Here is a 22,492-nt window from a genome sequence, read left to right as displayed (position 1 = left end):
GACGGACGTCCGCAAGCGAGGAGAGCACTCGATGAATTCCCCCAAGGTCGTGGTCGAAGGGCTGTGCAAGGTGTTCGGCAGCAATCCGAAACAGGCGCTCGCGATGCTGGCCAGCGGCGCCACGAAAGAAGAGGTGTTTGCCCGCACCGGTCAGATCGTCGGCGTCCACAACGCGTCGTTCGAGGTTCGCGAGGGCGAGATCTTCGTGCTGATGGGCCTGTCCGGCTCGGGCAAGTCGACGCTGATTCGCCTGATCAATCGGCTCGTCGAGCCCAGCGCCGGCAAGGTGCTGATCGACGGCCGCGATGTCGCGAGCGTGCCGCGCGCCGAGCTGACCGCGCTGCGCCGCAAGGACATGAGCATGGTGTTCCAGTCCTTCGCGCTGATGCCGCAGCGCAGCGTGCTGGCCAACGCGGCGTTCGGCCTCGAAGTCGCGGGCGTCGGCCGCAAGGAGCGCGAGGCGCGGGCGCTGACGGTGCTCGAACAGGTCGGCCTTGCACCGTTCGCGCAGAAACTGCCGGCCGAGTTGTCGGGCGGCATGCAGCAGCGCGTCGGGCTCGCGCGCGCGCTCGCGGTCAACCCGTCGCTGATGATCATGGACGAGGCGTTCTCCGCGCTCGATCCGCTCAAGCGCAAGGAGATGCAGAACGTGCTGCTCGATCTGCAACGCGAGCAGCAGCGCACGATCCTGTTCGTGTCGCACGATCTGGAGGAGGCGATGCGCATCGGCACGCGCATCGCGATCATGGAAGGCGGCCGTGTCGTGCAGATCGGCACGCCGCGGGAAATCATCAAGAATCCGGCCGACGACTACGTGCGAGCGTTCTTCGAAGGCATCGACACGAGCCGCTATCTGACGGCCGGCGATCTGATGCAGACCGACGACGTGCCGCTGATGCACGCACCGCAGATCGACGCGTCGAGCGTCGCCGCGACGCTCGACGGCAGCGCCGACTACGCGTTCGTGCTCGATAGCGAGCGCCGGATTCGCGGCTTCGTGTGCCGCGATGCGACAGGCAGCGCGTCGCCGCAGCTCAACCAGATCGAATGCATCCGCCGCAACGCGCCGCTCGACGACGTGGTCGCGCGCGTGGTGGCGAGCCGCGCGCCGCTGCCGGTCGTCGAAGCGGACGGCTCGTACTGCGGTTCGGTCAACAAGACGAACGTGCTGAACGTTCTCACGCGCCATCGAGGTTCCCATGTCTGAAGTCATTCCAGTTGGCGCGTGGGTCGATCACGGCGTTCACTACCTGCTCGATCACGACGCGCAGACCTTCGACACGATCGGCAAGGTCATCGAGAGTTTCGCCGCGGCGGTCGAGCACGGCTTGCAGGCCGTGCCGATGTGGGCGCTGATGGCGTTTTTCGTCGGCATCGGCTTGTGGCGCGTCGGCTGGCGCTTCGCGCTGTTCACGCTGGGGGCGCTGCTGCTGATCTACGGCACCGGCTTCTGGGATCAGATGGTGATCACGCTCGGCCTCACGCTGTCATCGACGGTGATCAGTCTCGTGCTCGGCGTGCCGCTCGGCATCTGGACGGCGAAGAGCCGCGCCGTCGAAATGATCGTGCGCCCGGTGCTCGATCTGATGCAGACGATGCCCGCGTTCGTCTACCTGATTCCGGCCGCGATGCTGTTCGGTCTCGGCCGCGTGCCGGGCATCCTGTCGACGGTGATCTTCGCGATGCCGCCCGCGGTGCGTCTGACCGCGCTCGGCATCAGGCACGTGAATCGCGAAATCGTCGAAGCGGGACAGGCGTTCGGCTGCACGCCGTGGCAACTGCTGTACAAGGTGCAGTTTCCGAACGCGCTGCCGTCGATCATGACCGGCGTGAACCAGACCATCATGATGGCGCTGTCGATGGTGATCATCGCGTCGATGGTCGGTGCGGGCGGCCTCGGTAACGACGTGCTCGCGAGCATCCAGCGGCTCGATATCGGACTCGGCTTCGAAAGCGGCATGTCGGTCGTGATGCTGGCGATCATTCTGGACCGCATCACGGAGAGCTTCGGCCGGGCGCCGGGCAAGGTACGCGCGCCCCTGTTCGCCGGTTTGCGCAATGCGATGAAAGTGCGCCGCGAGCCGGCGGCGCAACACGGTTGATGGCCTGATTCGATACGTCCATGAAGCGCGACGCAATCGCCTCCGCCGAAGCCGATGCGCGGCTGTGCGCCGTCGCGCACGTCGGCTTCCTGACGCTGCCGAACTTCTCGATGATCGCGTTCACGAGCGCGGTCGAGGTGCTGCGCATGGCGAACTACGTGGGCCGCGCGCAGCACTACCGGTGGTCGGTGATCACGCCGGACGGCGAGCCGGCGCGCGCGAGCAACGGCATCACGGTGAAACCGACCACCACGCTCGCCGAGGCCGGCATGCCGGACCTGCTGTTCGTGTGCGCGGGCTGGCACGTGCGCGAGTATGTGAACGACGCGGTGATCGCGCTGCTGCGCGAGGCGGCCGCGCACCGCGTGCCGCTCGGCGGGATCTGCACGGGTCCGTATGCGCTGCTCGCGGCCGGGCTGCTCGACGGCTATCGCGCGACCGTGCATTGGGAGGACATGTCGCCGTTGCACCAGCGCTATCCGCATGTGCATTTCGACGACGAACTGTTCGTGATCGACCGCGACCGGCTGACCTGCACCGGCGGAACCGCGCCGCTCGATCTGATGCTGCATCTGGTGGGCATGAGGCTGGGGGCCGCGGTGGCCGCGCAGGTGTCCGAGCAATTCATCGTCGAGCGGATTCGCGGCTCGACCGATTACCAGCACATTCCGGTCGACGCGCGGGTCGGCCTGTCGCGCACCGAACTGATCGAAGTGGTGCGGCTGATGGAAGCGAACATCGAGGAGCCGCTATCGCTCGACGAACTCGCCCGGCTCGTCAACCTGTCGCAGCGTCATTTGCAACGGATGTTCAAGCTATTCCTGAACGTGTCGCCGACGCATTACTACCTGAGCTTGCGGCTGCGCCGCGCGCGCGATCTGCTGCGCAATACCGATGCGTCGATCGCGCGCGTGACCACGGTGTGCGGTTTTCATTCTCCGTGCCATTTCAGCAAGGCCTATCGCGCGCAGTTCGGGCATGCGCCGAGCGTCGAGCGGCGCATGCCGGAGTAGCGGGTGCCGCGGCCTCGCATGCCGCGCGGATTCAGATCGCCTGCGCGCGGCCCGGAAACGTTTCGTCGTAGCACGAGCCGTCGTCGGCTTGCTCCGCCGTGCCGCGCTGTTCGCGATACATCATCGGCGGCACGCCGAACTGTTTGCGAAATTCCCGTCCCAGGTGCGAGGCGTCCGAAAAGCCGCAGCTCGACGCGATATCGGCGACGGTTTTGTCTGAGCTCGTCAACAACCACGCGGCGGTGCGCAGGCGCACCTGCTTCGCGTAGGCTTGCGGCGCCTTGCCGGTCTGCGCCTTGAACAGCCGTTCGAGCTGACGCGGCGACAGATCGAGCTTGCCCGCCAGTTGGTCGAGCGGCAGCGCGCGGCCCACGTGCTGCTCCATCAGCAGGATCGCGCGCTTGACCTTCGGATGCGAGGCCGGCGCGAGACCGGGGGGATGAGGCTGCGGCGCGTTGCCTTTCTGCAGGTCGTCGACGAGCAGGATGCGCAGCGCCTTCTGCACCGTGGCGGTTTCGAAATGACGCAGCAGGATCGCGGCGGCGACGTCGATCGACGCGCGGCCGCCGGAACAGGTGATGCGCCGCCGGTCGATCACGAACAGCCGGTCGGCGACCAGCATCTGTTCGTCGACCGACGGAAAGCGCTCGATGAAATCCCAGTAGTGAAACCAGCTCACGCAGATCCGATGGCCGTCGAGCACGCCCGCGCGCATCAGCGAGAACACGCCGGTGCACATGCCGACCAGCGTCGCGTCGCGGGCGGCGGCGCGGCGGATGAACGCGAGCGTCGCCTCGCTCGCGGCCGGCCCCGAGTGCAGCAGTCCGCCGACCACCACCACGTAGTCGAACTTCCCGGCGGTCTCGAAGGTTTCCCACGGCGTGATCTGGATGCCGCAACTCGCGCGCACCGGAGCCAGGGTTTCCCCGATCACGCTCCACGAACAGCGCACCGGCTTGCTGAAGTCGCCTTCGTCGGCGGACAGGCGCAGCAGGTCGACGAAACCCGCGAATGCGGTCAGCGTGAAGTTCGGCAGCAGGATGATGCCGAAGCGGATGCGCTGCTTCGCGGCCGTGTCGAGTGAGGGAGGGGCAAGCGTTTCAGCGGAATTCATGCGCGCGGCGGGTCGGTGAAAAGAACGGCGAAAGAGGAACGAACGTTGACCGAAACGGTGAAGCGAGGATAGCACCACGGACCTTCAGCATTGCCGGCCGCAATCGGGCCGCCTGTCGCAAATGCGTCACAAGTCATCGCAAATGCGCCGGAAGACCCGCCTGGCGGTTCACCTGACGACGCCATCCCATTGCGATGCCGTTTTTATTCTATCGATCCGGCCCGGCGTGCGGTGCAATAGACGCACATTCCGTCCGGGCGCATGAGTCGAGTCGAAGCGCTTCCGGCCATCGCAACACGCAAGACACAACGCACAAGGCACGCCATGAACGTCAGCGTCTTCGATCTGTTCAAGATCGGCATCGGTCCATCCAGCTCGCACACGGTCGGGCCGATGATCGCCGCATGCCGCTTCGCATCGCACATCGAGGACGCGAATCTGCTCGGCTTCGTGCGGCGCGTCAGAGCCGAGCTGTTCGGCTCGCTCGGCGCGACCGGCAAGGGCCACGGCACCGACAAGGCGGTGCTGCTCGGCCTCGAAGGCAATCTGCCCGACCGGCTCGATCCTGAGCTGATCGAGCCGCGGCTGCGCGCGATCCGCGAGACCCGACAGCTCGTGCTGCTCGGCAAGCATCCGGTCGCGTTCGACGAGCGCGAACATGTCGGCTTTTTCCGCAAGCTGATGCCGGGCGCGCCGGGCTCGGGCGTCGTGCATCCGAACGGCATGCGCTTCCAGGCCTTCGACGAGAACGGTCAACTGCTCGTCGAAAAAGAGTACTTCTCGATCGGCGGCGGCTTCGTCGTCAATCGCGACGGCGACCGCGTGAACGGCCGGCGCGCCAACGCGGAGGTGCCGTATCCGTTTCGCACCGGCGCCGATCTGATGCGCGTGTGCCGCGAAAGCGGCCTGTCCATCGCCGAAGTGACGTTGCGCAACGAATGCGCGACCCGGCCCGAGCACGAAGTGCGCGAGGGCCTGCTGGCGATCTGGCGCACGATGGCCGCGTGTGTCGAGCGCGGTTGCAAGGCGCGCGGCGAGTTGCCCGGCCCGATGCACGTGAAGCGTCGCGCGGCCGAGCTGTGCGAGCGCTTGCGCGCACACTCGGAGGAATCGCTGCGCGACCCGCTGTCGATGCTCGACTGGGTCAACCTGTACGCGATGGCCGTCAACGAGGAGAACGCCGCGGGCGGCCGGGTCGTCACCGCGCCGACCAATGGCGCGGCCGGCGTGATCCCGGCAGTGCTGCACTACTACGTGAAATTCATGCATGCGGCGAACGACGCCGGCATCGTCGACTTCCTGCTGACCGCCGCGGCGATCGGCATCATCTACAAGGAAACGGCGTCGATCTCCGGCGCCGAGGTGGGCTGCCAGGGCGAAGTGGGCGTGGCCTGCTCGATGGCCGCCGCCGCGCTCGCGGCCGTGATGGGCGGCACGCCCACCCAGGTCGAGAACGCCGCCGAAATCGGCATGGAACACAACCTCGGCATGACCTGCGATCCGGTCGGCGGGCTGGTGCAGATTCCGTGCATCGAGCGCAACGCGATGGGCGCGATCAAGGCGATCAACGCGGCCCGCCTCGCGATGAAGGGCGACGGCAAGCACGTGGTGTCGCTCGACAGTGTGATCCGCACCATGCGCGAAACCGGCGCCGACATGAAGACGAAATACAAGGAGACGTCGCGCGGCGGACTGGCCGTGAACGTCATCGAGTGTTGAACCGCTACACCGCATCTGCAAAACCGCAAAGGAACAACGATGAGCCGCTATTCGATATTCAGCCTGCTACGCAACGGGATGTCGTATCACGAGAACTGGGAGCGGCAATGGCGCAGCCCCGAGCCTAAACGTGAATACGACGTCGTGATCGTCGGCGGCGGCGGGCACGGTCTCGCGACCGCGTACTACCTCGCGAAGGAGCATGGCGTGCGCAATGTCGCGGTGCTCGAGAAGGGCTGGATCGGCGGCGGCAACACCGCGCGCAATACGACGATCGTGCGGTCGAACTACCTGTGGGACGAATCCGCCGCGCTCTACGAGAAGGCGATGAAGCTGTGGGAAGGGCTCGCGCAGGATCTGAACTACAACGTGATGTTCAGCCAGCGCGGCGTGATGAATCTCGCGCATACGCTGCAGGACGTGCGCGACACCGAACGCCGCGTCAACGCGAACCGCCTGAACGGCGTCGACGCCGAATTTCTCACGCCCGCGCAGATCAAGGAACTCGAGCCGACCATCAATCTGAACAGCCGCTACCCGGTGCTCGGCGCATCGATCCAGCGGCGCGGCGGCGTGGCCCGGCACGATGCGGTGGCGTGGGGCTTCGCGCGCGGCGCCGATCAGGCCGGCGTCGATATCGTGCAGAACTGCCAGGTCGTCGGCATTCGCCGCGACGGCAGCCACGTGACGGGCGTCGACACGACCAAGGGTTTCATCAAGGCGAAGAAGGTCGCGGTGGTCGCGGCCGGCAACACGTCGACGCTCGCCGACATGGCCGGCGTGCGGCTGCCGCTCGAAAGCCATCCGTTGCAGGCGCTGGTGTCGGAGCCGATCAAGCCGGTCGTCAACACGGTCGTGATGTCGAATGCGGTCCACGCGTATATCAGCCAGTCCGACAAGGGCGATCTCGTGATCGGCGCGGGCGTCGATCAGTACACCGGGTTCGGGCAGCGCGGCAGCTTCCAGGTCATCGAGGGCACGCTCGAGGCGATCGTCGAGATGTTCCCCGTGTTTTCCCGCGTGCGGATGAACCGGCAGTGGGGCGGCATCGTCGATGTGTCGCCGGACGCGTGCCCGATCATCAGCAAGACCGATGTGAAGGGACTGTATTTCAACTGCGGCTGGGGGACGGGCGGCTTCAAGGCGACGCCCGGCTCGGGATGGGTCTTTGCGCACACGATCGCGAAGGACGAACCCCATCCGTTGAACGCGCCGTTTTCGCTGGACCGGTTCTATACCGGTCATCTGATCGATGAGCATGGCGCTGCCGCCGTGGCCCACTAGTCGACAAGGAGACACAGATGCTGCTGATCGAATGCCCCTGGTGCGGTCCCCGCGCCGAAACCGAATTCTCGTGCGGCGGCGAGGCGGACATCGCCCGTCCGCTCGACACGGACAAGCTCACCGACAAGGAATGGGGCGACTACCTTTTCATGCGCAAGAACCCGCGCGGCGTGCATCGCGAGCAATGGTTCCACACGCAGGGCTGCCGCCGCTGGTTCAAGGCGCAGCGCGACACCGTCAGCTATGCGTTCCAGGGCTATCAGACGTTCGAGCGTCCGTTGCTGGCGCTGGACAGTACCGATACACAGGCAGCAAACGCACAGGTAAAGGCACAAGAGGGCAAAGCATCATGAGCCAGAAAGACCGACTCCCGACCGGCGGGCGCATCAATCGCGCGATCGCGCTGAGCTTCACGTTCAACGGCGTCGAGTATCAGGGTTATCAAGGCGATACGCTCGCGTCCGCATTGCTCGCGAACGGCATGCATTTCGTCGCGCGCAGCTGGAAATATCATCGGCCGCGCGGCATCGTGACCGCGGGCGTCGAGGAGCCGAACGCGGTCGTGCAACTGGAGACCGGCGCCTACACGGTGCCGAACGCGCGCGCCACCGAGGTCGAGTTGTACCAGGGGCTCGTCGCGAGCAGCGTGAACGCGAAACCGAGCATCGAGAAGGACCGCATGGCGATCAACCAGAAGATCGCGCGCTTCATTCCGGCGGGCTTCTACTACAAGACCTTCATGTGGCCGCGCAAACTCTGGCCGAAGTACGAGGAAGCGATTCGCGACGCGGCCGGCCTCGGCACCGCGCCGCGACAGCGCGACGCGGACCGCTACGACAAGTGCTTCGCGCATTGCGACGTGCTGGTGGTCGGCGGCGGCCCGACCGGGCTCGCGGCCGCGCACGCGGCGGCCTTGTCCGGCGCGCGCGTGACGCTCGTCGACGATCAGCCCGAGCTGGGCGGCTCGCTGCTGTCCTGCGGCGCGGAGATCGACGGCAAGCCCGCGCTGCGGTGGGTGCAGAAAATCGAGGACGAATTGCGGCAGTTGCCCGATGTGAAGATCCTGAGCCGCAGCACCGCGTTCGGCTATCAGGACCACAATCTCGTCACGGTCACCCAGCGCCTGACCGATCATCTGCCCGTGTCGCAGCGCAAGGGCACGCGCGAACTGCTGTGGAAGATCCGCGCGAAACGCGTGATTCTCGCGACCGGCGCGCATGAACGGCCGATCGTGTTCGGCAACAACGATCTGCCTGGCGTGATGCTCGCGTCGGCGGTGTCGAGCTATCTGCATCGGTATGCGGTACTGCCGGGTCGCAATGCGATCGTGTTCACGAACAACGACGACGGCTATCAATGCGCGCTCGACCTGAAGGCGGCCGGCGCGCAGGTGAGCGTCATCGATCCGCGCGCGGGCGAATCGAAGGGCACGCTGCCCGCGCTTGCGCGCCGCCATGGCATCAAGGTGCTGAACGGCACGGTCGTCACGGCGGCGCATGGCAAGCTGCGCGTCGCGTCGGTGTCGCTCGCCTCGTATGCGAAAGGGCAGATCACCGCTCAGCAGGGCCAACTGCCGTGCGATCTGCTCGCGATGTCGGGTGGCTGGAGCCCAGTGCTGCATCTGTTCGCGCAGTCGGGCGGCAAGGCCCATTGGCATGACGACAAGGCCTGCTTCGTGCCGGGCAAGGCGGTCCAGCCTGAGACCAGCGTCGGCGCCTGCGCGGGCGACTTCACGCTCGGCCAGGGCATCCGCTTCGCGCTCGACGCCGGCGTCGAAGCGGCGCGCGCGGCCGGGCACATCGTCGCGCGGCCAAAGCCGGTGCAGGTCGCCGAACTGAGCGAAACGAAGCTGGAACCGCTGTGGCTCGTCGGTGGACGCGAGTTGGCCACGCGCGGGCCCAAGCAGTTCGTCGACTTCCAGAACGACGTCGCGGCGGCCGATATCTTCCTCGCGGCGCGCGAAGGCTTCGAATCCGTCGAACACGTGAAGCGCTACACCGCGATGGGCTTCGGCACCGACCAGGGCAAGCTCGGCAACATCAACGGCATGGCGATTCTCGCCCAGGCGCTCGGTAAGACCATTCCCGAGACCGGCACGACGACGTTCCGGCCGAACTACACGCCGGTCACGTTCGGCACCTTCGCCGGCCGGGAATTGGGCGAATTGCTCGATCCGGTGCGCAAGACGGCGGTACACGAATGGCACGTGGAACACGGCGCGGCGTTCGAGGACGTCGGCAACTGGAAGCGTCCGTGGTATTACCCGAAAGCGGGCGAGGATCTGCACGCGGCGGTTGCGCGCGAAGCGCTCGCGGTGCGCACAAGCGTCGGCATCCTCGATGCGTCGACGCTAGGCAAGATCGATATTCAGGGCCCCGATTCCGCGAAACTGTTGAACTGGGTGTACACGAATCCGTGGACCAAGCTCGAAGTCGGCAAGTGCCGCTACGGCCTGATGCTCGACGAAAACGGCATGATCTTCGACGACGGCGTGACCGTGCGCCTCGCCGAGCAGCACTACATGATGACGACCACCACCGGCGGCGCGGCGCGTGTGCTCACGTGGCTCGAACGCTGGCTGCAAACCGAATGGCCCGACCTGCGCGTGCGGCTCGCGTCGGTCACCGATCACTGGGCAACTTTTGCGGTAGTCGGCCCGATGAGCCGCAAGGTGCTGCAAAAGGTCTGCGACGACATCGACTTCGCGAACGCGGCGTTTCCGTTCATGACGTATCGTGAAGGCACCGTCGCGGGCGCGGCGGCGCGCGTGATGCGCATCAGCTTCTCGGGCGAACTCGCGTATGAGGTGAACGTGCCGGCCAACGTCGGACGCGCGGTGTGGGAAGCGTTGATGGCCGCGGGCGCCGAGTTCGACATCACGCCGTACGGCACCGAGACGATGCACGTGCTGCGCGCGGAGAAGGGCTACATCATCGTCGGCCAGGATACGGACGGCTCGATGACGCCGCACGACCTCGGCATGGGCGGGCTCGTCGCGAAGTCGAAGGACTTTCTCGGCAAGCGCTCGCTCGCCCGCTCGGACACCGCGAAGGCGGGACGCAAGCAACTGGTCGGGCTGCTCGCGGAGGATGCGTCGTTCGTGATACCCGAGGGCTCGCAGATCGTCGCCGGTCCGTTCCAGGGCGACACCGCGCCGATGCTCGGGCACGTCACGTCGAGCTATTACAGCCCGATTCTGCAATGCTCGATCGCGATGGCGGTCGTCAAGGGCGGTCTCGACAAGATCGGCACGACCGTCACGATTCCGCTCGCGAGCGGCAAACAGATCGCGGCGAAGATCGCGAGTCCGGTGTTCTACGACAGCGAAGGAGCACGTCAACATGTGGAATGAAACAGGCGGGACGGTGTCCATCGTGGACCGCACGCTCGGGCGGCAAAACGGCGCGTGGCAGGAGTCGCCGCTGGTCGGTGTGGATGGGCTGCTGAAACAGCATCAGGCCAACGCGAGTGCCGCGTTCCGGCTCGGCGAGCGGCCATTTCTCGAACTCGTGAACGTGCGCGGCGATACGCGCGACGCGGCGTTCATTCGCGCGGTGGAACAGGTGATCGGCTGCAAGCCGCCGGAGAAGCCGAACACCGTCGCGCGCGGCAACGGCTACGACATGGTCTGGCTCGGCCCCGACGAATGGCTCGTGCGTTCGGAGACCGCGCACGATGCGACGCGCACGGCGCCGTTGCAGGCGAAGCTCGGCGCGGCGTTCGCGGGCGTGTTCGCATCGGCGGTCGATGTGGGCAGCGGCTATACGGTGCTTGAAATCACCGGCACGCGGACGCGCGACGTGCTCGCGCGCGGCTGTCCGCTCGATCTGCATCCGAAACTGTTCGGGGTGGGGCAGTGCGCGCAGAGCCACTATTTCAAGGCGTCGATCACGTTGCTGCCCACGGGCACCGACAGTTTCGACATCGTCGTGCGTCGCAGTTTCGCGGATTACTTCGTCAGGATCATGCTCGACGCCGCCGAGCCGTTGATGTGCTGAGCGACGCGCGCTTCGCTTTGCTGATTTCGCCATGACGTCGGCACGCGCGGCCACCTCGCTTCTCACGGCACGCGCGTGCGATGAGCGCGATGCCGGCGCCGCGCTCGCGCTGCTCGATCAAAGTATCGCGCTGCGTCATCGGCGCATTGCGCTGATCCGCTATCTGCTCGCGCGGGAGCTCGGTGCGCCCCTCGAAGCGCGGCATCATGCGTACGTCGAGAAAATCGCGGCCCGTCTGAGCGCGGATGCGCTCGCGCGGATCGCCGGCGCAGCGCGTGCGCGGCTGCGCCCGTAAGTCCACGCCGTATCAGGGCTTGCCGCCATCCAGCGCCGTGAGGATCTGATGCGCGGCGCTCACGCGCGCTTCGTTCGGGAAATTGCGATTGGCGAGCATCACGATACCGATGCGTTTTTGCGGCACGAACGCGACATACGCGCCGAAGCCGTTCGTCGATCCGGTCTTGTTGATCCAGACGTTCTGCTGCGGCGGCAGCGGCGGTTTGATTGCGGTCGACGGCGTCCCGTTGAGGACCATCTCCGGCGAATTGCCGGCCAGCAAGGTCGGCAACGCGACCGGATACGGGTACTGCTCCCAGATCAGATCCTGGGTCAGCACGCCGGACTGGAAGTAGCCGGTATGCGTGTCCGTGATCGCGCGCTGCCACTGACTGTCGAGCGGAATCAGATTCATGTTTGCCTGCACGTAACGCAGCATATCCGCGGCGGTCGACTTCACCCCGTAGGCTTCGGCGGAAATCACGCCGCCCGTCAGACGGACCGGCGGGCCGTCTTTCGCATAGCCCTGCGCATAGTCCGGCATTTTCGCCGCGGGCACGTCGATATAGGTGCTCTTCATACCGAGCGCCGGAAACACGCGTTGCTGCACCAGCACGGTGAAATCCTGCCCCATGGTCTTCGCGGTGATCAGGCCGAGCGTGCCGATGCCGGGATTCGAGTAGGTGCGGAACGTGCCGGGCGCATGAGCGGGCTCCCAGTCGTGGAAGTACCGCAGCAATTGCGCGTCGTTATGGATGTCGTCCGGCACCTGCAGGGGCAGGCCGCCAGGCGTGTGCGTGCCGAGGTTCAGCAGGCTGACTTTGCCGAACGGGCGGCCGCGCAGCGTCGGCAGATAGCGTTCCGTGCCGTCCGACAACGACAGCTTGCCGTCGAGCTGCGCATACGACGCGAGTGTCGCCGTGAAGGTCTTGCTGACCGAGCCGAGTTCGAACAGCGTGTCGCGTGTGACCGGCTTGCCGGTTTGCGTCGATGCGACGCCATAGTTGTAGACGTAGGGCTTGCCGTCGTCGATCACGCCGATCGCCATGCCGGCGATATGGTACTTCGCCATCAGCGGCCTGATCGCGGCATCGATGGTGGGTTGGAGTTGCGCGGCGGTGGGCTCGGCCGCGTGGCCGACGGGTGAGATCGCGCAGAGCGTGAACAGCGCGAACGTGGCGGTTGTTATCAGTTTGAGCGTTCGGGTCTTCATGGCAAACGGGTCCTCGGTCGGGGGAGTGTGAATCGGCGGATCGGCGATTCGGCTGAGGCAGCACTATCGGGCTTTTGCGAACCGCTGGCAAACGAGGATAAGTTAGGCGACGGTAAAGAAAAAGTTGTGGGCGGCAATCCGAGCGGCGCCGGCGTTGTCGGCTGAAGCCAAACGCGTGTCGGGTTCGACACAGGTGTCGCTCCGGGCGGCCGCTACGCTGGTGAAACGGTGCGCCGCGCGGCGTGCGGGGCGTGCCGCTCACGAACATGGAGACGAGACAATGAGCAGCAATCGCGGCGTCGTGTATCTGGGGCAGGGTATGGTCGAAGTGCAATCGATCGACTACCCGAAGATGGTCGATCCTCGCGGCCGTTCGATCGGCCACGGCGTGATCCTGAAAGTGGTCAGCACGAATATCTGCGGCTCCGATCAGCACATGGTGCGTGGCCGCACGACCGCCGAGGTCGGCCTCGTACTTGGGCACGAGATTACCGGCGAAGTGATCGAGGTCGGGCGCGATGTCGAGACGCTGAAGGTCGGCGATCTGGTGTCGGTGCCGTTCAACGTCGCCTGCGGGCGCTGCCCGACCTGCAAGGCGCAGCATACCGGCGTGTGCCTGAACGTAAACCCGTCGCGCGCGGGCGGCGCGTATGGCTACGTCGACATGGGCGGATGGATCGGCGGCCAGGCCGAATACGTGCTGGTGCCGTACGCGGACTTCAACCTGCTGAAATTTCCCGACCGCGCGCAGGCGATGTCGAAGATCCGTGACCTGACGTGCCTGTCCGACATTCTGCCGACCGGCTATCACGGCGCGGTGATGGCCGGCGTGCAGCCCGGTGCGAGCGTCTACATCGCGGGCGCGGGCCCGGTCGGCATGGCGGCGGCCGCGTCCGCGCGCCTCCTGGGTGCGGCCTGCACGATCGTCGGTGACATGAACGAGGCACGCCTTGCGCATGCGCGCAAGATGGGCTTCCAGACTATCAATCTGTCGAAGGACGCGACGCTCGGCGAACAGATCGAGCAGATTCTCGGCAAGCCCGAAGTGGATTGCGCGGTGGACTGCGTCGGCTTCGAAGCACACGGTCACGGCAGCAGCGCTTCACACGAGGAGGCCCCGGCCGCGGTGCTCAATTCGCTGATGGAAATTACCCGCGCGGCCGGCGCGATCGGCATTCCCGGACTCTACGTGACCGACGATCCGGGCTCGACCGATGCCGCCGCGCGCCAGGGCAGCCTCAGCTTGCGTTTCGGGCTCGGCTGGGCCAAATCGCACTCGTTCCACACCGGGCAGACGCCGGTCATGAAGTACAACCGCAATCTGATGCAGGCGATCCTGTGGGACCGTTTGCCGATCGCCGACATCGTCAACGTGACGGTGGTGTCGCTCGACGATGCGCCCGAGGGTTACCGGCAATTCGACGGCGGCGCGCCGAAGAAGTTTGTGATCGACCCGCACGGGTTGTTGAAGGCCGCTTGAGGTTCGTTGGCCGCTGGTATCAAGCGGCCATCACCGGCGCGTTCGATAGCGAAGGCACCTGCTTGCGACGCTCGCGCGTCGGCGCGGTGCCGAACGCATCGCGATAGCTCTTCGAGAAGTGGCAGGCCGACTGGAAGCCGCAGGCCATCGTGATGTGCATGATCGACATGTCGGTCTGCAACAGCAGCTCGCGCGCGCGCCGCAGGCGCAGTGTCAGATAGTAGTGCGTCGGCGTCATGCCCAGATGTTCGCGGAACAGCCGTTGCAACTGCCGTTGCGACATGCCGGCGAGCCGCGCCAGTTCTTCGCGCGACAGCGGCTCCTCGATGTTGTTCTCCATCAGCGAGATCACTTCGAACAGCGACTTGTTGGCCGAGCCGAGCCGCGCGACGAGCGGCATCTTCTGCTGCGCGCTGGTGTCGCGCACGTGTTCGACGATGAACTGCTCGGCGATCTGCGTGACCCGAGCGGTGCCAACACGCGGCGCGATCAGGTTCAGCATCATGTCGAGCGGCGCGACGCCGCCGGTACAGGTCACGCGATCGCGATCGATCACGAATAGCTCTTTCAGAAAGCGCGTATCGGGAAACTCTTCCTTCAGCGCCGACATGTTTTCCCAATGAATCGCGCACGCATAACCGGCCAGCAGGCCGGCGCGCGCGAGCGCATAGGTGCCCGTGCAAAGACTGCCCAGCACGCAGCCCATGCGCGCGAAACGGCGCAGCGCGGACAGATGCTCGGCGGTGGTGGAGCGCTGCACGTCGATGCCGCCGACCACGAACACGATGTCGGGTTGCCCGACGCATTCGACCGACCCCGTATCGACGGATAACCCGTTGCTCGCCATGACCGGCCCGCCGGCGGGACTCACGATCGACCAGCGGTAAAGCGTCTGGCCCGTCAGATAGTTCGCCATGCGTAGCACTTCGATCGCGTTCGAGAAGGCGATCATCGTGAAGTTGGGGACCGGCATGAATGCGAAATGCGACAACGATGCCGTGCGATCGGTGGACATGGGAACGGTGATTCCTGATGTAAATGTCGCGTCGCCGTGGGGAGGGCGACTATCTGAATTCTGAGTATCAGGGCAACTACCGTGCCATCAGGCTAAACCCTTGGATACTGCGCACAAAGCCTGGAATAGCTAAGCAATCGACTGATGAAAGCATCCGCGCGGCACCGGAACAGCGCGGCGACGCCCTTGCAGCGCACCCGATCGGCGCAGGAATACTGCGTTGTAGTGCAGCGCTGAGCGCGCGGATCGCGCCGACTTGTCGAAAAAGGTTGCGCATGGCGGAAAAGGCAAAGAACGCGTCTGAATTCGTAAATAGACGCGCCGGGCGACCGTCAAGAATAGACCCAGGGCAAAGCGGTAGCGCGATCCCGCCGGCAACCCGTAGCGGCCTTCCCGTCAACGATCTCACGGACCTTCCATGTCGAACCCGAATCCCTTCTTCGAAGACTCGCTAGCGGCGCGCGACCCGGCCGTGCGCGGCGCCATTCTGAAAGAGCTCGAGCGTCAGCAGTCGCAAGTCGAGCTGATCGCGTCGGAAAACATCGTGTCGCGCGCGGTGCTCGACGCGCAGGGCTCGGTGCTGACCAACAAGTACGCGGAAGGGTATCCGGGCAAGCGTTACTACGGCGGTTGCGAATACGTCGACGCGATCGAGACGCTCGCGCTCGATCGCATCAAGCAGCTCTTCAACGCGAAGTTCGCCAACGTGCAGCCCCATTCTGGCGCGCAGGCCAACGGCGCGGTGATGCTCGCGCTCACCAGGCCGGGCGATACGGTGCTCGGCATGTCGCTCGACGCGGGCGGGCATCTGACGCACGGCGCGAAACCCGCGATGTCGGGCAAGTGGTTCAACGCGGTGCAGTACGGCGTGCGGCGCGACACGATGCTGATCGACTACGAGCAGATCGAGGAACTGGCGCAACAGCACAAGCCGACGCTGCTGATCGCCGGCTTCTCCGCCTATCCGCGCGCGCTCGACTTCGCGCGGCTGCGCGCGATCGCCGATGGCGCCGGTGCGAAGCTGATGGTGGACATGGCGCATATCGCCGGCGTGATCGCGGCCGGCCGCCATGACAATCCGGTCCCGCATGCGCACGTGGTCACGTCGACCACCCACAAGACCTTGCGCGGTCCGCGCGGCGGATTCGTGCTGACCAACGACGAGGAGATCGCAAAGAAGATCAACTCTGCCGTGTTCCCCGGCTTGCAGGGCGGCCCGCTGATGCACGTGATCGCCGGCAAGGCGGTCGCATTCGGCGAGGCGCTGCAGCCGGACTTCAAAACCTATATCGACAGCGTGCTCGCGAACGCGCGGGCATTGGGCGAGGTGCTCACATCGGGCGGCGTCGATCTGGTGACGGGCGGCACCGACAACCATCTGCTGCTGGTCGATCTGCGGCCGAAGGGGCTCAAGGGCAATCAGGTCGAACAGGCGCTGGAGCGCGCGGGCATCACCTGCAACAAGAACGGCATTCCGTTCGATACGGAGAAGCCGACCATCACCTCCGGCATCCGCCTCGGCACACCGGCGGCCACGACACGCGGCTTCGGCGTCAGCGAGTTTCGCGAGGTCGGGCGTCTGATCGTCGAGGTGCTCGATGCGCTGCGCGTGTCGCCCGAAGGCGATGCCGCAACCGAACAACGCGTGCGCCGCGAGATTTTCGCGCTGTGCGAGCGCTTTCCCATTTACTGAGTACGCGTGGAGCAAACGATGAGTCAACTGCACGAGAACAGCATCATCATCGACGGGCTGAACATTTCGAAGTTCGAGCGCGGGGTGTTCGAGGACATGCGCAAGGGCGGCGTGACCGCGGTGAACTGCACGGTGTCGGTCTGGGAGAGTTTTCAGAAGACCGTCGACAACATCGCCGAAATGAAGCAGCAAATCCGCCAATACAGCGAGATCCTCACGCTGGTGCGCACCACCGACGACATCTTCCGCGCCAAGAAAGAGAACAGGACCGGCATCATCTTCGGCTTCCAGAACGCGCATGCGTTCGAGGACAACCTCGGCTATATCGAAGCGTTCAAGGATCTCGGCGTCAACGTGGTGCAGCTTTGCTACAACACGCAGAACCTGGTCGGCACCGGCTGCTACGAACGCGACGGCGGTCTGTCCGGCTACGGGCGCGAAGTGATTCAGGAGATGAACCGCGTCGGCATCATGGTCGATCTGTCGCATGTGGGCGGCAAGACGTCGTCGGAGGCGATCGCGGCGTCGAAGAAGCCGGTCTGCTATTCGCATTGCTGCCCGTCCGGGCTCAAGGAGCATCCGCGCAACAAGACCGACGAGCAGATGAAGGAGATCGCGGACGCGGGCGGCTTCGTCGGCGTGACGATGTTCGCGCCGTTCCTGAAGCGCGGACCGGATGCGACCGTCGAGGACTATATCGAGGCGATCGAGTACGTGGTGAACCTGATCGGCGAGGACCAGGTGGGGATCGGCACGGATTTCACGCAGGGCTACAGCACCGAGTTTTTCGACTGGATCACGCACGACAAGGGCCGTTATCGCCAGTTGACGAACTTCGGCAAGGTCGTGAATCCCGAAGGCATTCGCACGATCGGCGAGTTTCCGAACCTGACCGCCGCGATGGAACGCGCCGGCTGGAGCGAGACGCGCATCCGCAAGATCATGGGCGAAAACTGGGTAAGGGTGTTCGGCGAAGTCTGGAAGGTGTGAGCTTTAGCCCTTGTTTTCATAGCGGATACGAAACGGAGTCTCCACATGCAACCCCAACTGCCTATCGACGTCGATCCGGACACCGGCGTCTGGACCACCGACGCGCTGCCGATGCTGTACGTGCCGCGCCACTTCTTCACCAACAACCACGTCGCCGTCGAGGAAGCGCTCGGCCGCGATACGTACGCAGGGATTCTCTACAAGGCCGGTCACAAGTCCGCCTATTTCTGGTGCGAGAAGGAAGCGAAGCAACATGCTCTTGCCGGCATGGCGGTATTCGAGCATTACCTGAACCGTCTGTCGCAGCGCGGCTGGGGCATCTTCAGGATCATCGAAGCCGATCCGGCCAGCTCGCATGCGCGGATCGAATTGCGGCACTCGTCGTTCGTGCTCGCGCAACCGGGCAAGACCGGCAAGCTTTGCTACATGTTCGCCGGCTGGTTCGCGGGCGCGATGGACTGGGTCAACGATACCGCGCCCGACGGCGCGCGCAAGGGCCCGCCGTCGCAGTCGAAAGAAGCGCGCTGCGCGGCGGAGGGACACGAGCACTGCGTGTTCGAAGTCTCGCCGCTCGCGTCAATTTAATCCGGGCATTCCGAGGTCGATCGCGATGCGTTACCCGAACCTTTTCAAGCCGCTCACGTTGAACAAGCTGACGCTGCGCAATCGCATCGTCAGTACCGCGCACGCGGAGGTCTATGCGGAGCCGGGTGGCCTGCCCGGCGACCGTTATATCCGCTACTACGAGGAAAAGGCGAAGGGCGGAGTCGGACTCGCCGTGTGCGGCGGTTCGAGCCCGGTGTCGATCGACAGCCCGCAAGGCTGGTGGAAGTCGGTGAATCTCGCCACCGACCGGATCGTCGATCCGCTCGCGCGGCTCGCCGAAGCGATGCACGCGCATGGCGCGAAAATCATGATTCAGGCCACTCACATGGGACGCCGCTCGGCGTTTCACGGCGAGCACTGGCCGCATCTGATGTCGCCGTCGGGAGTGCGCGAGCCGGTGCATCGCGGCAACGCGAAGATCATCGAGGTCGAAGAGATCCGCCGCATCATCGGCGACTTCGCGGCGGCCGCGAAGCGCGTGAAGGATGCGGGCATGGACGGCATCGAGATCTCGGCGGCGCACCAGCATCTGATCGATCAGTTCTGGAGCCCGCGCACCAACTTCCGTACCGACGAATGGGGCGGCTCGTTCGAAAACCGCCTGCGTTTCGGCGTCGAAGTGTTGCAGGCGGTGCGCGCGGCGGTGGGTGCCGACTTCTGCGTCGGCCTGCGCATGTGCGGTGACGAATTCCATGAAGACGGGCTCGATCACGAGCAGCTGAAAGAGATTGCCCAGGCGATGAGCGAAAGCGGCCTGATCGACTATCTCGGCGTGATCGGTTCCGGCGCGGACACCCACAATACGCTCGCCAACTGCATGCCGCCGATGGCGCTGCCGCCCGCGCCGTTCGTGCATCTCGCGGCCGGCATCAAGCAGGTCGTCAAGGTGCCGGTGATGCACGCGCAAAGCATTCGCGACGCCGGCCAGGCCGAGCGCTTGCTCGCGAGCGGCATGGTCGATCTGGTCGGCATGACGCGCGCACAGATCGCCGATCCGCATATGGTCATCAAGATCCGCGATGGCCGCGAGGACGAAATCAGGCAGTGCGTCGGCGCGAACTACTGCATCGACCGTCAGTACAACGGGCTCGACGTGCTGTGCGTGCAGAACGCGGCGACCTCGCGCGAAGCGACGATGCCGCACGTGATCGCCAGGTCGCGCGGTACGAAGCGCAAGGTCGTGGTGGTCGGCGCGGGGCCGGCGGGGCTCGAAGCGGCGCGCGTCGCGAAGTCGCGCGGTCACGACGTGGTGCTGTTCGAAAAGAACGATCACGTGGGCGGCCAGATCATGCTGGCGGCGAAAGCGCCGCAGCGCGAGCAGATGGCGGGCATCGTGCGCTGGTTCGACATGGAGACGAAGCGCCTCGGCGTGGACCGCCGCCTCGGTGTCGCCGCCGACGAGCGGACCATCATGGCCGAGAAGCCCGACATCGTCGTGCTCGCCACCGGCGGTTCGGCGTTCACGTCGCAGGTCGCGGCGTGGGGCGTCGACGCGGGGCTCGCGGTCAGTTCGTGGGACGTGCTGGCCGGCAAGGTCGAGCCGGGCAGAAACGTGCTCGTGTACGACGGCGTCAGCACGCATGCCGGCGCGGGCGTAGCCGATTTCATCGCGAGCCGCGGCGCCAACGTGGAGATCGTCACGCCCGACGTGAAGGTCGCCGACGACGTCGGCGGCACCACGTTCCCGATCTTCTATCGCCGTCTGTACGCGCAAGGCGTGATCCATACGCCCAATTACTGGCTCGACAGTGTGTACGAGGAGGACGGCAAGAAGATCGCCGTGATCCGCAACGAGTACACCGAGGAGCAGGAGGAGCGCGCGGTCGATCAGGTGGTGATCGAAAACGGCAGTACGCCGAACGACCGGCTTTACTGGAAGCTGAAACCTGAATCGCTCAATCGCGGCCAGGTCGACGTGCACAAGCTGTTCGCGTCCGAACCGCAACCGTGTCTCGACGAGCAGCTCGGCGACGGCCGCTTCCTGCTGTTCCGGGTCGGCGACTGCATCTCGATGCACAACATTCACGGCGCGATCTACGACGCGCTGCGCCTTTGCAAGGATTTCTGACGATGAGCCCCGTGTTTGTCATCACCGTCCTGCTGTGGGTGTCGGTGGCCGGTCTCGCGTTCGCGCTGGCGCGCCGCGCCGCCTACTGGCGCGAGGGCCGCGCGACCGTCGCGGGCGCCTATGGCTGGGCCAATCTGCTCGCGATCCCGAAGCGTTACTTCGTCGACCTGCATCATGTGGTCGCGCGCGATCCGTATATCGCCCGCACGCACGTTGCCACGGCCGGCGGAGCGATCCTCGCGATGTCGCTCGTGTTCGTCAACTACGGTCTCGCGATCTACTCACCGTGGCTGGACAAACTGATCTTTCTCGCCGCGCTGGCGATGCTGATCGGCACGGTGTTCGTGTGGCGCCGCCGGCATGGCGCGAAGACGGTGCCGGCGCGACTCTCGCGCGGGCCGTGGGATCAGTTGCCGTTGCTACTGGGCGCGTTCGCGCTCGGTCTCGCGCTGTTCATCGCGCTTCCGGCGACGGTGATGTCCGGCGCGCTCGCGGTGATCGTCGCGCTGCTGATCGCGGCGGGCGCGTTCACGATGACGTTCGGCGCGGCGCGTGGCGGTCCGATGAAACATGCGGTGGCCGGTCTGCTGCACCTCGCGTTTCATCCGCGTCAGGAGCGCTTTGCTGGTTTTGCCGCTGCTCGCGATGCCGTGCCGCCCACCGCGCTTAAAACCCCGCTGCTCGACGCGAAGGAATACGGCGTCGGCAAGCCGGTCGAATTCCGCTGGAACCAGTTGCTCAGCTTCGACGCCTGCGTGCAATGCGGTAAATGCGAAGCGGCGTGCCCCGCGTTCGCGGCCGGTCAGCCGCTCAATCCGAAGAAGCTGATTCAGGATCTGGTAACCGGCATGGTCGGCGGCACCGACGCGCAGTACGCAGGCAGCCCGACGCCCGGCATTCCGGTCGGCAAGCACGCGGGCGCGCCCGGCAAGCCGCTGGTCTCGACGCTGATCGAAGCGGACACGCTGTGGTCCTGCACGACCTGCCGCGCCTGCGTGCAGGAGTGCCCGATGCTGATCGAGCACGTGGACGCGATCGTGGACATGCGCCGCAATCAGACGCTCGTCGAAGGCAGCGTGCCGGGCAAGGGGCCGGCGACGCTCGCGAATCTGCGCGAAACCGGCAGCCTCAACGGCTACGACATCGGCGCGCGCTACGACTGGGCCGTCGATCTGCAGGTGCAGCTCGCGCAGCCGGGGCGTCACGTGGACGTGCTGCTGATCGCCGGCGAAGGCGCGTTCGACATGCGCTATCAGCGCACGCTGCGCGCGCTCGTCAAGGTGCTGAACCGCGCGGGCGTCGATTACGCGGTGCTGGGCGGTGTCGAGACCGATACCGGCGACACCGCGCGGCGGCTCGGCGACGAAGCGACGTTCCAGCAACTGGCCCGTACGCTGATCGGGACGCTCGCGCAGTACTCGTTCGCGCGCATCGTTACCGCCGATCCGCATGTGCTGCATAGCCTGCGCAACGAGTATCGCGCGCTCGGCGGGTTCTATCAGGTCCAGCATCACACGGCGCTGATCGACGAACTGATCGCGAGCGGCAAGCTGTCGCCGCGCGCGGCCGCCGCCGTCGCGGAGCGCAACGTCACGTATCACGACCCGTGCTATCTGGGCCGCTACAACGGCGAGACGGAAGCGCCGCGCCGGGTGCTGAAGAGCATCGGCATCGAGGTGGTCGAGATGGAGCGTCACGGCCTGCATGGACGCTGCTGCGGCGGTGGCGGCGGCGCACCCCTGACCGATATCCCGGGCAAACGGCGGATTCCCGACATCCGTATCGACGACGCGCGCGCGAGCGGCGCGGAGATCGTCGCGGTCGGCTGTCCGAATTGCACCGCGATGCTCGAAGGGGTGGTGGGGCCGCGACCGGAAGTGCTGGACGTGGCCGAACTGGTCGCCGCGGCGCTGGAGTAACG

Annotated in this window: 18 protein-coding genes; 15 read left to right on the top strand and 3 right to left on the bottom strand. The window is 65.6% G+C overall.

Translation table 11 applies throughout. The features are described from left to right. The first annotated feature begins 31 nt into the window (after window positions 1-31). Genes HDG34_RS12015 through HDG34_RS12005 form a run of 3 tightly spaced genes read left to right on the top strand, consistent with a single transcriptional unit; the run spans window position 32 to window position 3,115 of the window. Entirely contained in the window at window positions 32-1,207 is a 1,176-nt protein-coding gene (locus HDG34_RS12015) for a glycine betaine/L-proline ABC transporter ATP-binding protein (RefSeq protein WP_184060239.1), read from the top strand. Then, window positions 1,200-2,102, top strand: a complete 903-nt coding sequence (gene choW, locus HDG34_RS12010; RefSeq protein ID WP_184060237.1) for a choline ABC transporter permease subunit — start codon at window positions 1,200-1,202, stop codon at window positions 2,100-2,102. The genes HDG34_RS12015 and choW overlap by 8 nt, the downstream gene beginning before the upstream one ends. A 20-nt stretch (window positions 2,103-2,122) precedes the next feature. Next, complete coding sequence (locus HDG34_RS12005; RefSeq protein ID WP_184060235.1) at window positions 2,123-3,115, top strand: GlxA family transcriptional regulator; 993 nt, start codon at window positions 2,123-2,125, stop codon at window positions 3,113-3,115. 31 nt (window positions 3,116-3,146) lie between these two features. Here HDG34_RS12005 and HDG34_RS12000 read toward each other — a convergent pair whose 3' ends face one another. Further along, the gene (locus HDG34_RS12000; protein WP_184060233.1) at window positions 3,147-4,229 is read right to left on the bottom strand and encodes a GlxA family transcriptional regulator; all 1,083 of its coding nucleotides are present in this window, start codon (window positions 4,227-4,229) and stop codon (window positions 3,147-3,149) included. A gap of 324 nt (window positions 4,230-4,553) precedes the next feature. Here HDG34_RS12000 and HDG34_RS11995 point away from each other — a divergent pair, with 324 nt between their 5' ends. From HDG34_RS11995 to HDG34_RS11970, 6 genes are read left to right on the top strand one after another with little or no spacing between them, the layout of a single operon-like run. Next, the gene (locus HDG34_RS11995) at window positions 4,554-5,948 is read left to right on the top strand and encodes an L-serine ammonia-lyase (RefSeq protein ID WP_184060231.1); all 1,395 of its coding nucleotides are present in this window, start codon (window positions 4,554-4,556) and stop codon (window positions 5,946-5,948) included. A 39-nt stretch (window positions 5,949-5,987) separates the two neighbouring features. Then, a complete protein-coding gene (locus tag HDG34_RS11990; protein WP_184060229.1) occupies window positions 5,988-7,232 on the top strand; it encodes a sarcosine oxidase subunit beta family protein in 1,245 nt (414 codons plus the stop codon). Between the two features lie 17 nt (window positions 7,233-7,249). Continuing rightward, on the top strand, window positions 7,250-7,585 hold the full coding sequence (locus HDG34_RS11985; RefSeq protein ID WP_018425086.1) for a sarcosine oxidase subunit delta: 336 nt from the start codon (window positions 7,250-7,252) through the stop codon (window positions 7,583-7,585). Beyond that, window positions 7,582-10,584, top strand: coding sequence for a sarcosine oxidase subunit alpha family protein (locus tag HDG34_RS11980; protein ID WP_184060227.1), 3,003 nt, complete (start codon window positions 7,582-7,584; stop codon window positions 10,582-10,584). The genes HDG34_RS11985 and HDG34_RS11980 overlap by 4 nt, the downstream gene beginning before the upstream one ends. Then, the gene (locus tag HDG34_RS11975) at window positions 10,574-11,230 is read left to right on the top strand and encodes a sarcosine oxidase subunit gamma (protein WP_184060225.1); all 657 of its coding nucleotides are present in this window, start codon (window positions 10,574-10,576) and stop codon (window positions 11,228-11,230) included. Before HDG34_RS11980 ends, HDG34_RS11975 begins: the two co-directional genes overlap by 11 nt. A gap of 31 nt (window positions 11,231-11,261) precedes the next feature. Beyond that, the gene (locus HDG34_RS11970; RefSeq protein WP_018425089.1) at window positions 11,262-11,525 is read left to right on the top strand and encodes a hypothetical protein; all 264 of its coding nucleotides are present in this window, start codon (window positions 11,262-11,264) and stop codon (window positions 11,523-11,525) included. Between the two features lie 12 nt (window positions 11,526-11,537). On the opposite strand, the gene ampC is transcribed toward HDG34_RS11970, so the two are convergent. Beyond that, complete coding sequence (gene ampC / locus HDG34_RS11965) at window positions 11,538-12,719, bottom strand: class C beta-lactamase (protein ID WP_184060223.1); 1,182 nt, start codon at window positions 12,717-12,719, stop codon at window positions 11,538-11,540. 280 nt (window positions 12,720-12,999) lie between these two features. On the opposite strand from ampC, the gene fdhA reads away from it, so the two are divergent. Beyond that, entirely contained in the window at window positions 13,000-14,199 is a 1,200-nt protein-coding gene (fdhA, locus tag HDG34_RS11960) for a formaldehyde dehydrogenase, glutathione-independent (protein ID WP_184060221.1), read from the top strand. 19 nt (window positions 14,200-14,218) lie between these two features. Here fdhA and HDG34_RS11955 read toward each other — a convergent pair whose 3' ends face one another. Continuing rightward, window positions 14,219-15,214: a GlxA family transcriptional regulator gene (locus HDG34_RS11955; protein WP_184060219.1), complete on the bottom strand. Its 996-nt coding sequence runs from the start codon at window positions 15,212-15,214 to the stop codon at window positions 14,219-14,221. 418 nt (window positions 15,215-15,632) lie between these two features. On the opposite strand from HDG34_RS11955, the gene HDG34_RS11950 reads away from it, so the two are divergent. Genes HDG34_RS11950 through HDG34_RS11930 form a run of 5 tightly spaced genes read left to right on the top strand, consistent with a single transcriptional unit; the run spans window position 15,633 to window position 22,490 of the window. After that, on the top strand, window positions 15,633-16,907 hold the full coding sequence (locus tag HDG34_RS11950) for a serine hydroxymethyltransferase (protein ID WP_184060217.1): 1,275 nt from the start codon (window positions 15,633-15,635) through the stop codon (window positions 16,905-16,907). Window positions 16,908-16,925: 18 nt separating this feature from the next. Beyond that, window positions 16,926-17,897 (top strand): dipeptidase, encoded by a 972-nt coding sequence (locus tag HDG34_RS11945; RefSeq protein ID WP_184060215.1) that lies wholly within the window; start codon window positions 16,926-16,928, stop codon window positions 17,895-17,897. 45 nt (window positions 17,898-17,942) lie between these two features. Further along, window positions 17,943-18,482: a DUF5943 domain-containing protein gene (locus tag HDG34_RS11940; RefSeq protein ID WP_184060213.1), complete on the top strand. Its 540-nt coding sequence runs from the start codon at window positions 17,943-17,945 to the stop codon at window positions 18,480-18,482. 25 nt (window positions 18,483-18,507) lie between these two features. Continuing rightward, window positions 18,508-20,571, top strand: a complete 2,064-nt coding sequence (locus HDG34_RS11935; RefSeq protein WP_184060211.1) for an NADH:flavin oxidoreductase — start codon at window positions 18,508-18,510, stop codon at window positions 20,569-20,571. Window positions 20,572-20,573: 2 nt separating this feature from the next. Then, window positions 20,574-22,490, top strand: a complete 1,917-nt coding sequence (locus HDG34_RS11930; RefSeq protein WP_184060209.1) for a (Fe-S)-binding protein — start codon at window positions 20,574-20,576, stop codon at window positions 22,488-22,490. The last annotated feature ends 2 nt before the right edge of the window (window positions 22,491-22,492 follow it).

The sequence above is a fragment of the Paraburkholderia sp. HC6.4b genome (genome assembly GCF_014200875.1).
GTDB classification, from domain to species: Bacteria; Pseudomonadota; Gammaproteobacteria; order Burkholderiales; family Burkholderiaceae; genus Paraburkholderia; species Paraburkholderia tuberum.
The sequence above is the reverse complement of the archived record's forward strand: the minus strand, read 5'-3'. Positions and strand labels throughout refer to the sequence as shown.

Bases quoted from the DNA above. Each gene is read 5' to 3' on its own strand.
- HDG34_RS12015 (WP_184060239.1), top strand. From the start codon at position 32: ATGAATTCCCCCAAGGTCGTGGTCGAAGGGCTGTGCAAGGTGTTCGGC.
- choW (WP_184060237.1), top strand. From the start codon at position 1,200: ATGTCTGAAGTCATTCCAGTTGGCGCGTGGGTCGATCACGGCGTTCAC.
- HDG34_RS12005 (WP_184060235.1), top strand. From the start codon at position 2,123: ATGAAGCGCGACGCAATCGCCTCCGCCGAAGCCGATGCGCGGCTGTGC.
- HDG34_RS12000 (WP_184060233.1), bottom strand. From the start codon at position 4,229: ATGAATTCCGCTGAAACGCTTGCCCCTCCCTCACTCGACACGGCCGCG.
- HDG34_RS11995 (WP_184060231.1), top strand. From the start codon at position 4,554: ATGAACGTCAGCGTCTTCGATCTGTTCAAGATCGGCATCGGTCCATCC.
- HDG34_RS11990 (WP_184060229.1), top strand. From the start codon at position 5,988: ATGAGCCGCTATTCGATATTCAGCCTGCTACGCAACGGGATGTCGTAT.
- HDG34_RS11985 (WP_018425086.1), top strand. From the start codon at position 7,250: ATGCTGCTGATCGAATGCCCCTGGTGCGGTCCCCGCGCCGAAACCGAA.
- HDG34_RS11980 (WP_184060227.1), top strand. From the start codon at position 7,582: ATGAGCCAGAAAGACCGACTCCCGACCGGCGGGCGCATCAATCGCGCG.
- HDG34_RS11975 (WP_184060225.1), top strand. From the start codon at position 10,574: ATGTGGAATGAAACAGGCGGGACGGTGTCCATCGTGGACCGCACGCTC.
- HDG34_RS11970 (WP_018425089.1), top strand. From the start codon at position 11,262: ATGACGTCGGCACGCGCGGCCACCTCGCTTCTCACGGCACGCGCGTGC.
- ampC (WP_184060223.1), bottom strand. From the start codon at position 12,719: ATGAAGACCCGAACGCTCAAACTGATAACAACCGCCACGTTCGCGCTG.
- fdhA (WP_184060221.1), top strand. From the start codon at position 13,000: ATGAGCAGCAATCGCGGCGTCGTGTATCTGGGGCAGGGTATGGTCGAA.
- HDG34_RS11955 (WP_184060219.1), bottom strand. From the start codon at position 15,214: ATGTCCACCGATCGCACGGCATCGTTGTCGCATTTCGCATTCATGCCG.
- HDG34_RS11950 (WP_184060217.1), top strand. From the start codon at position 15,633: ATGTCGAACCCGAATCCCTTCTTCGAAGACTCGCTAGCGGCGCGCGAC.
- HDG34_RS11945 (WP_184060215.1), top strand. From the start codon at position 16,926: ATGAGTCAACTGCACGAGAACAGCATCATCATCGACGGGCTGAACATT.
- HDG34_RS11940 (WP_184060213.1), top strand. From the start codon at position 17,943: ATGCAACCCCAACTGCCTATCGACGTCGATCCGGACACCGGCGTCTGG.
- HDG34_RS11935 (WP_184060211.1), top strand. From the start codon at position 18,508: ATGCGTTACCCGAACCTTTTCAAGCCGCTCACGTTGAACAAGCTGACG.
- HDG34_RS11930 (WP_184060209.1), top strand. From the start codon at position 20,574: ATGAGCCCCGTGTTTGTCATCACCGTCCTGCTGTGGGTGTCGGTGGCC.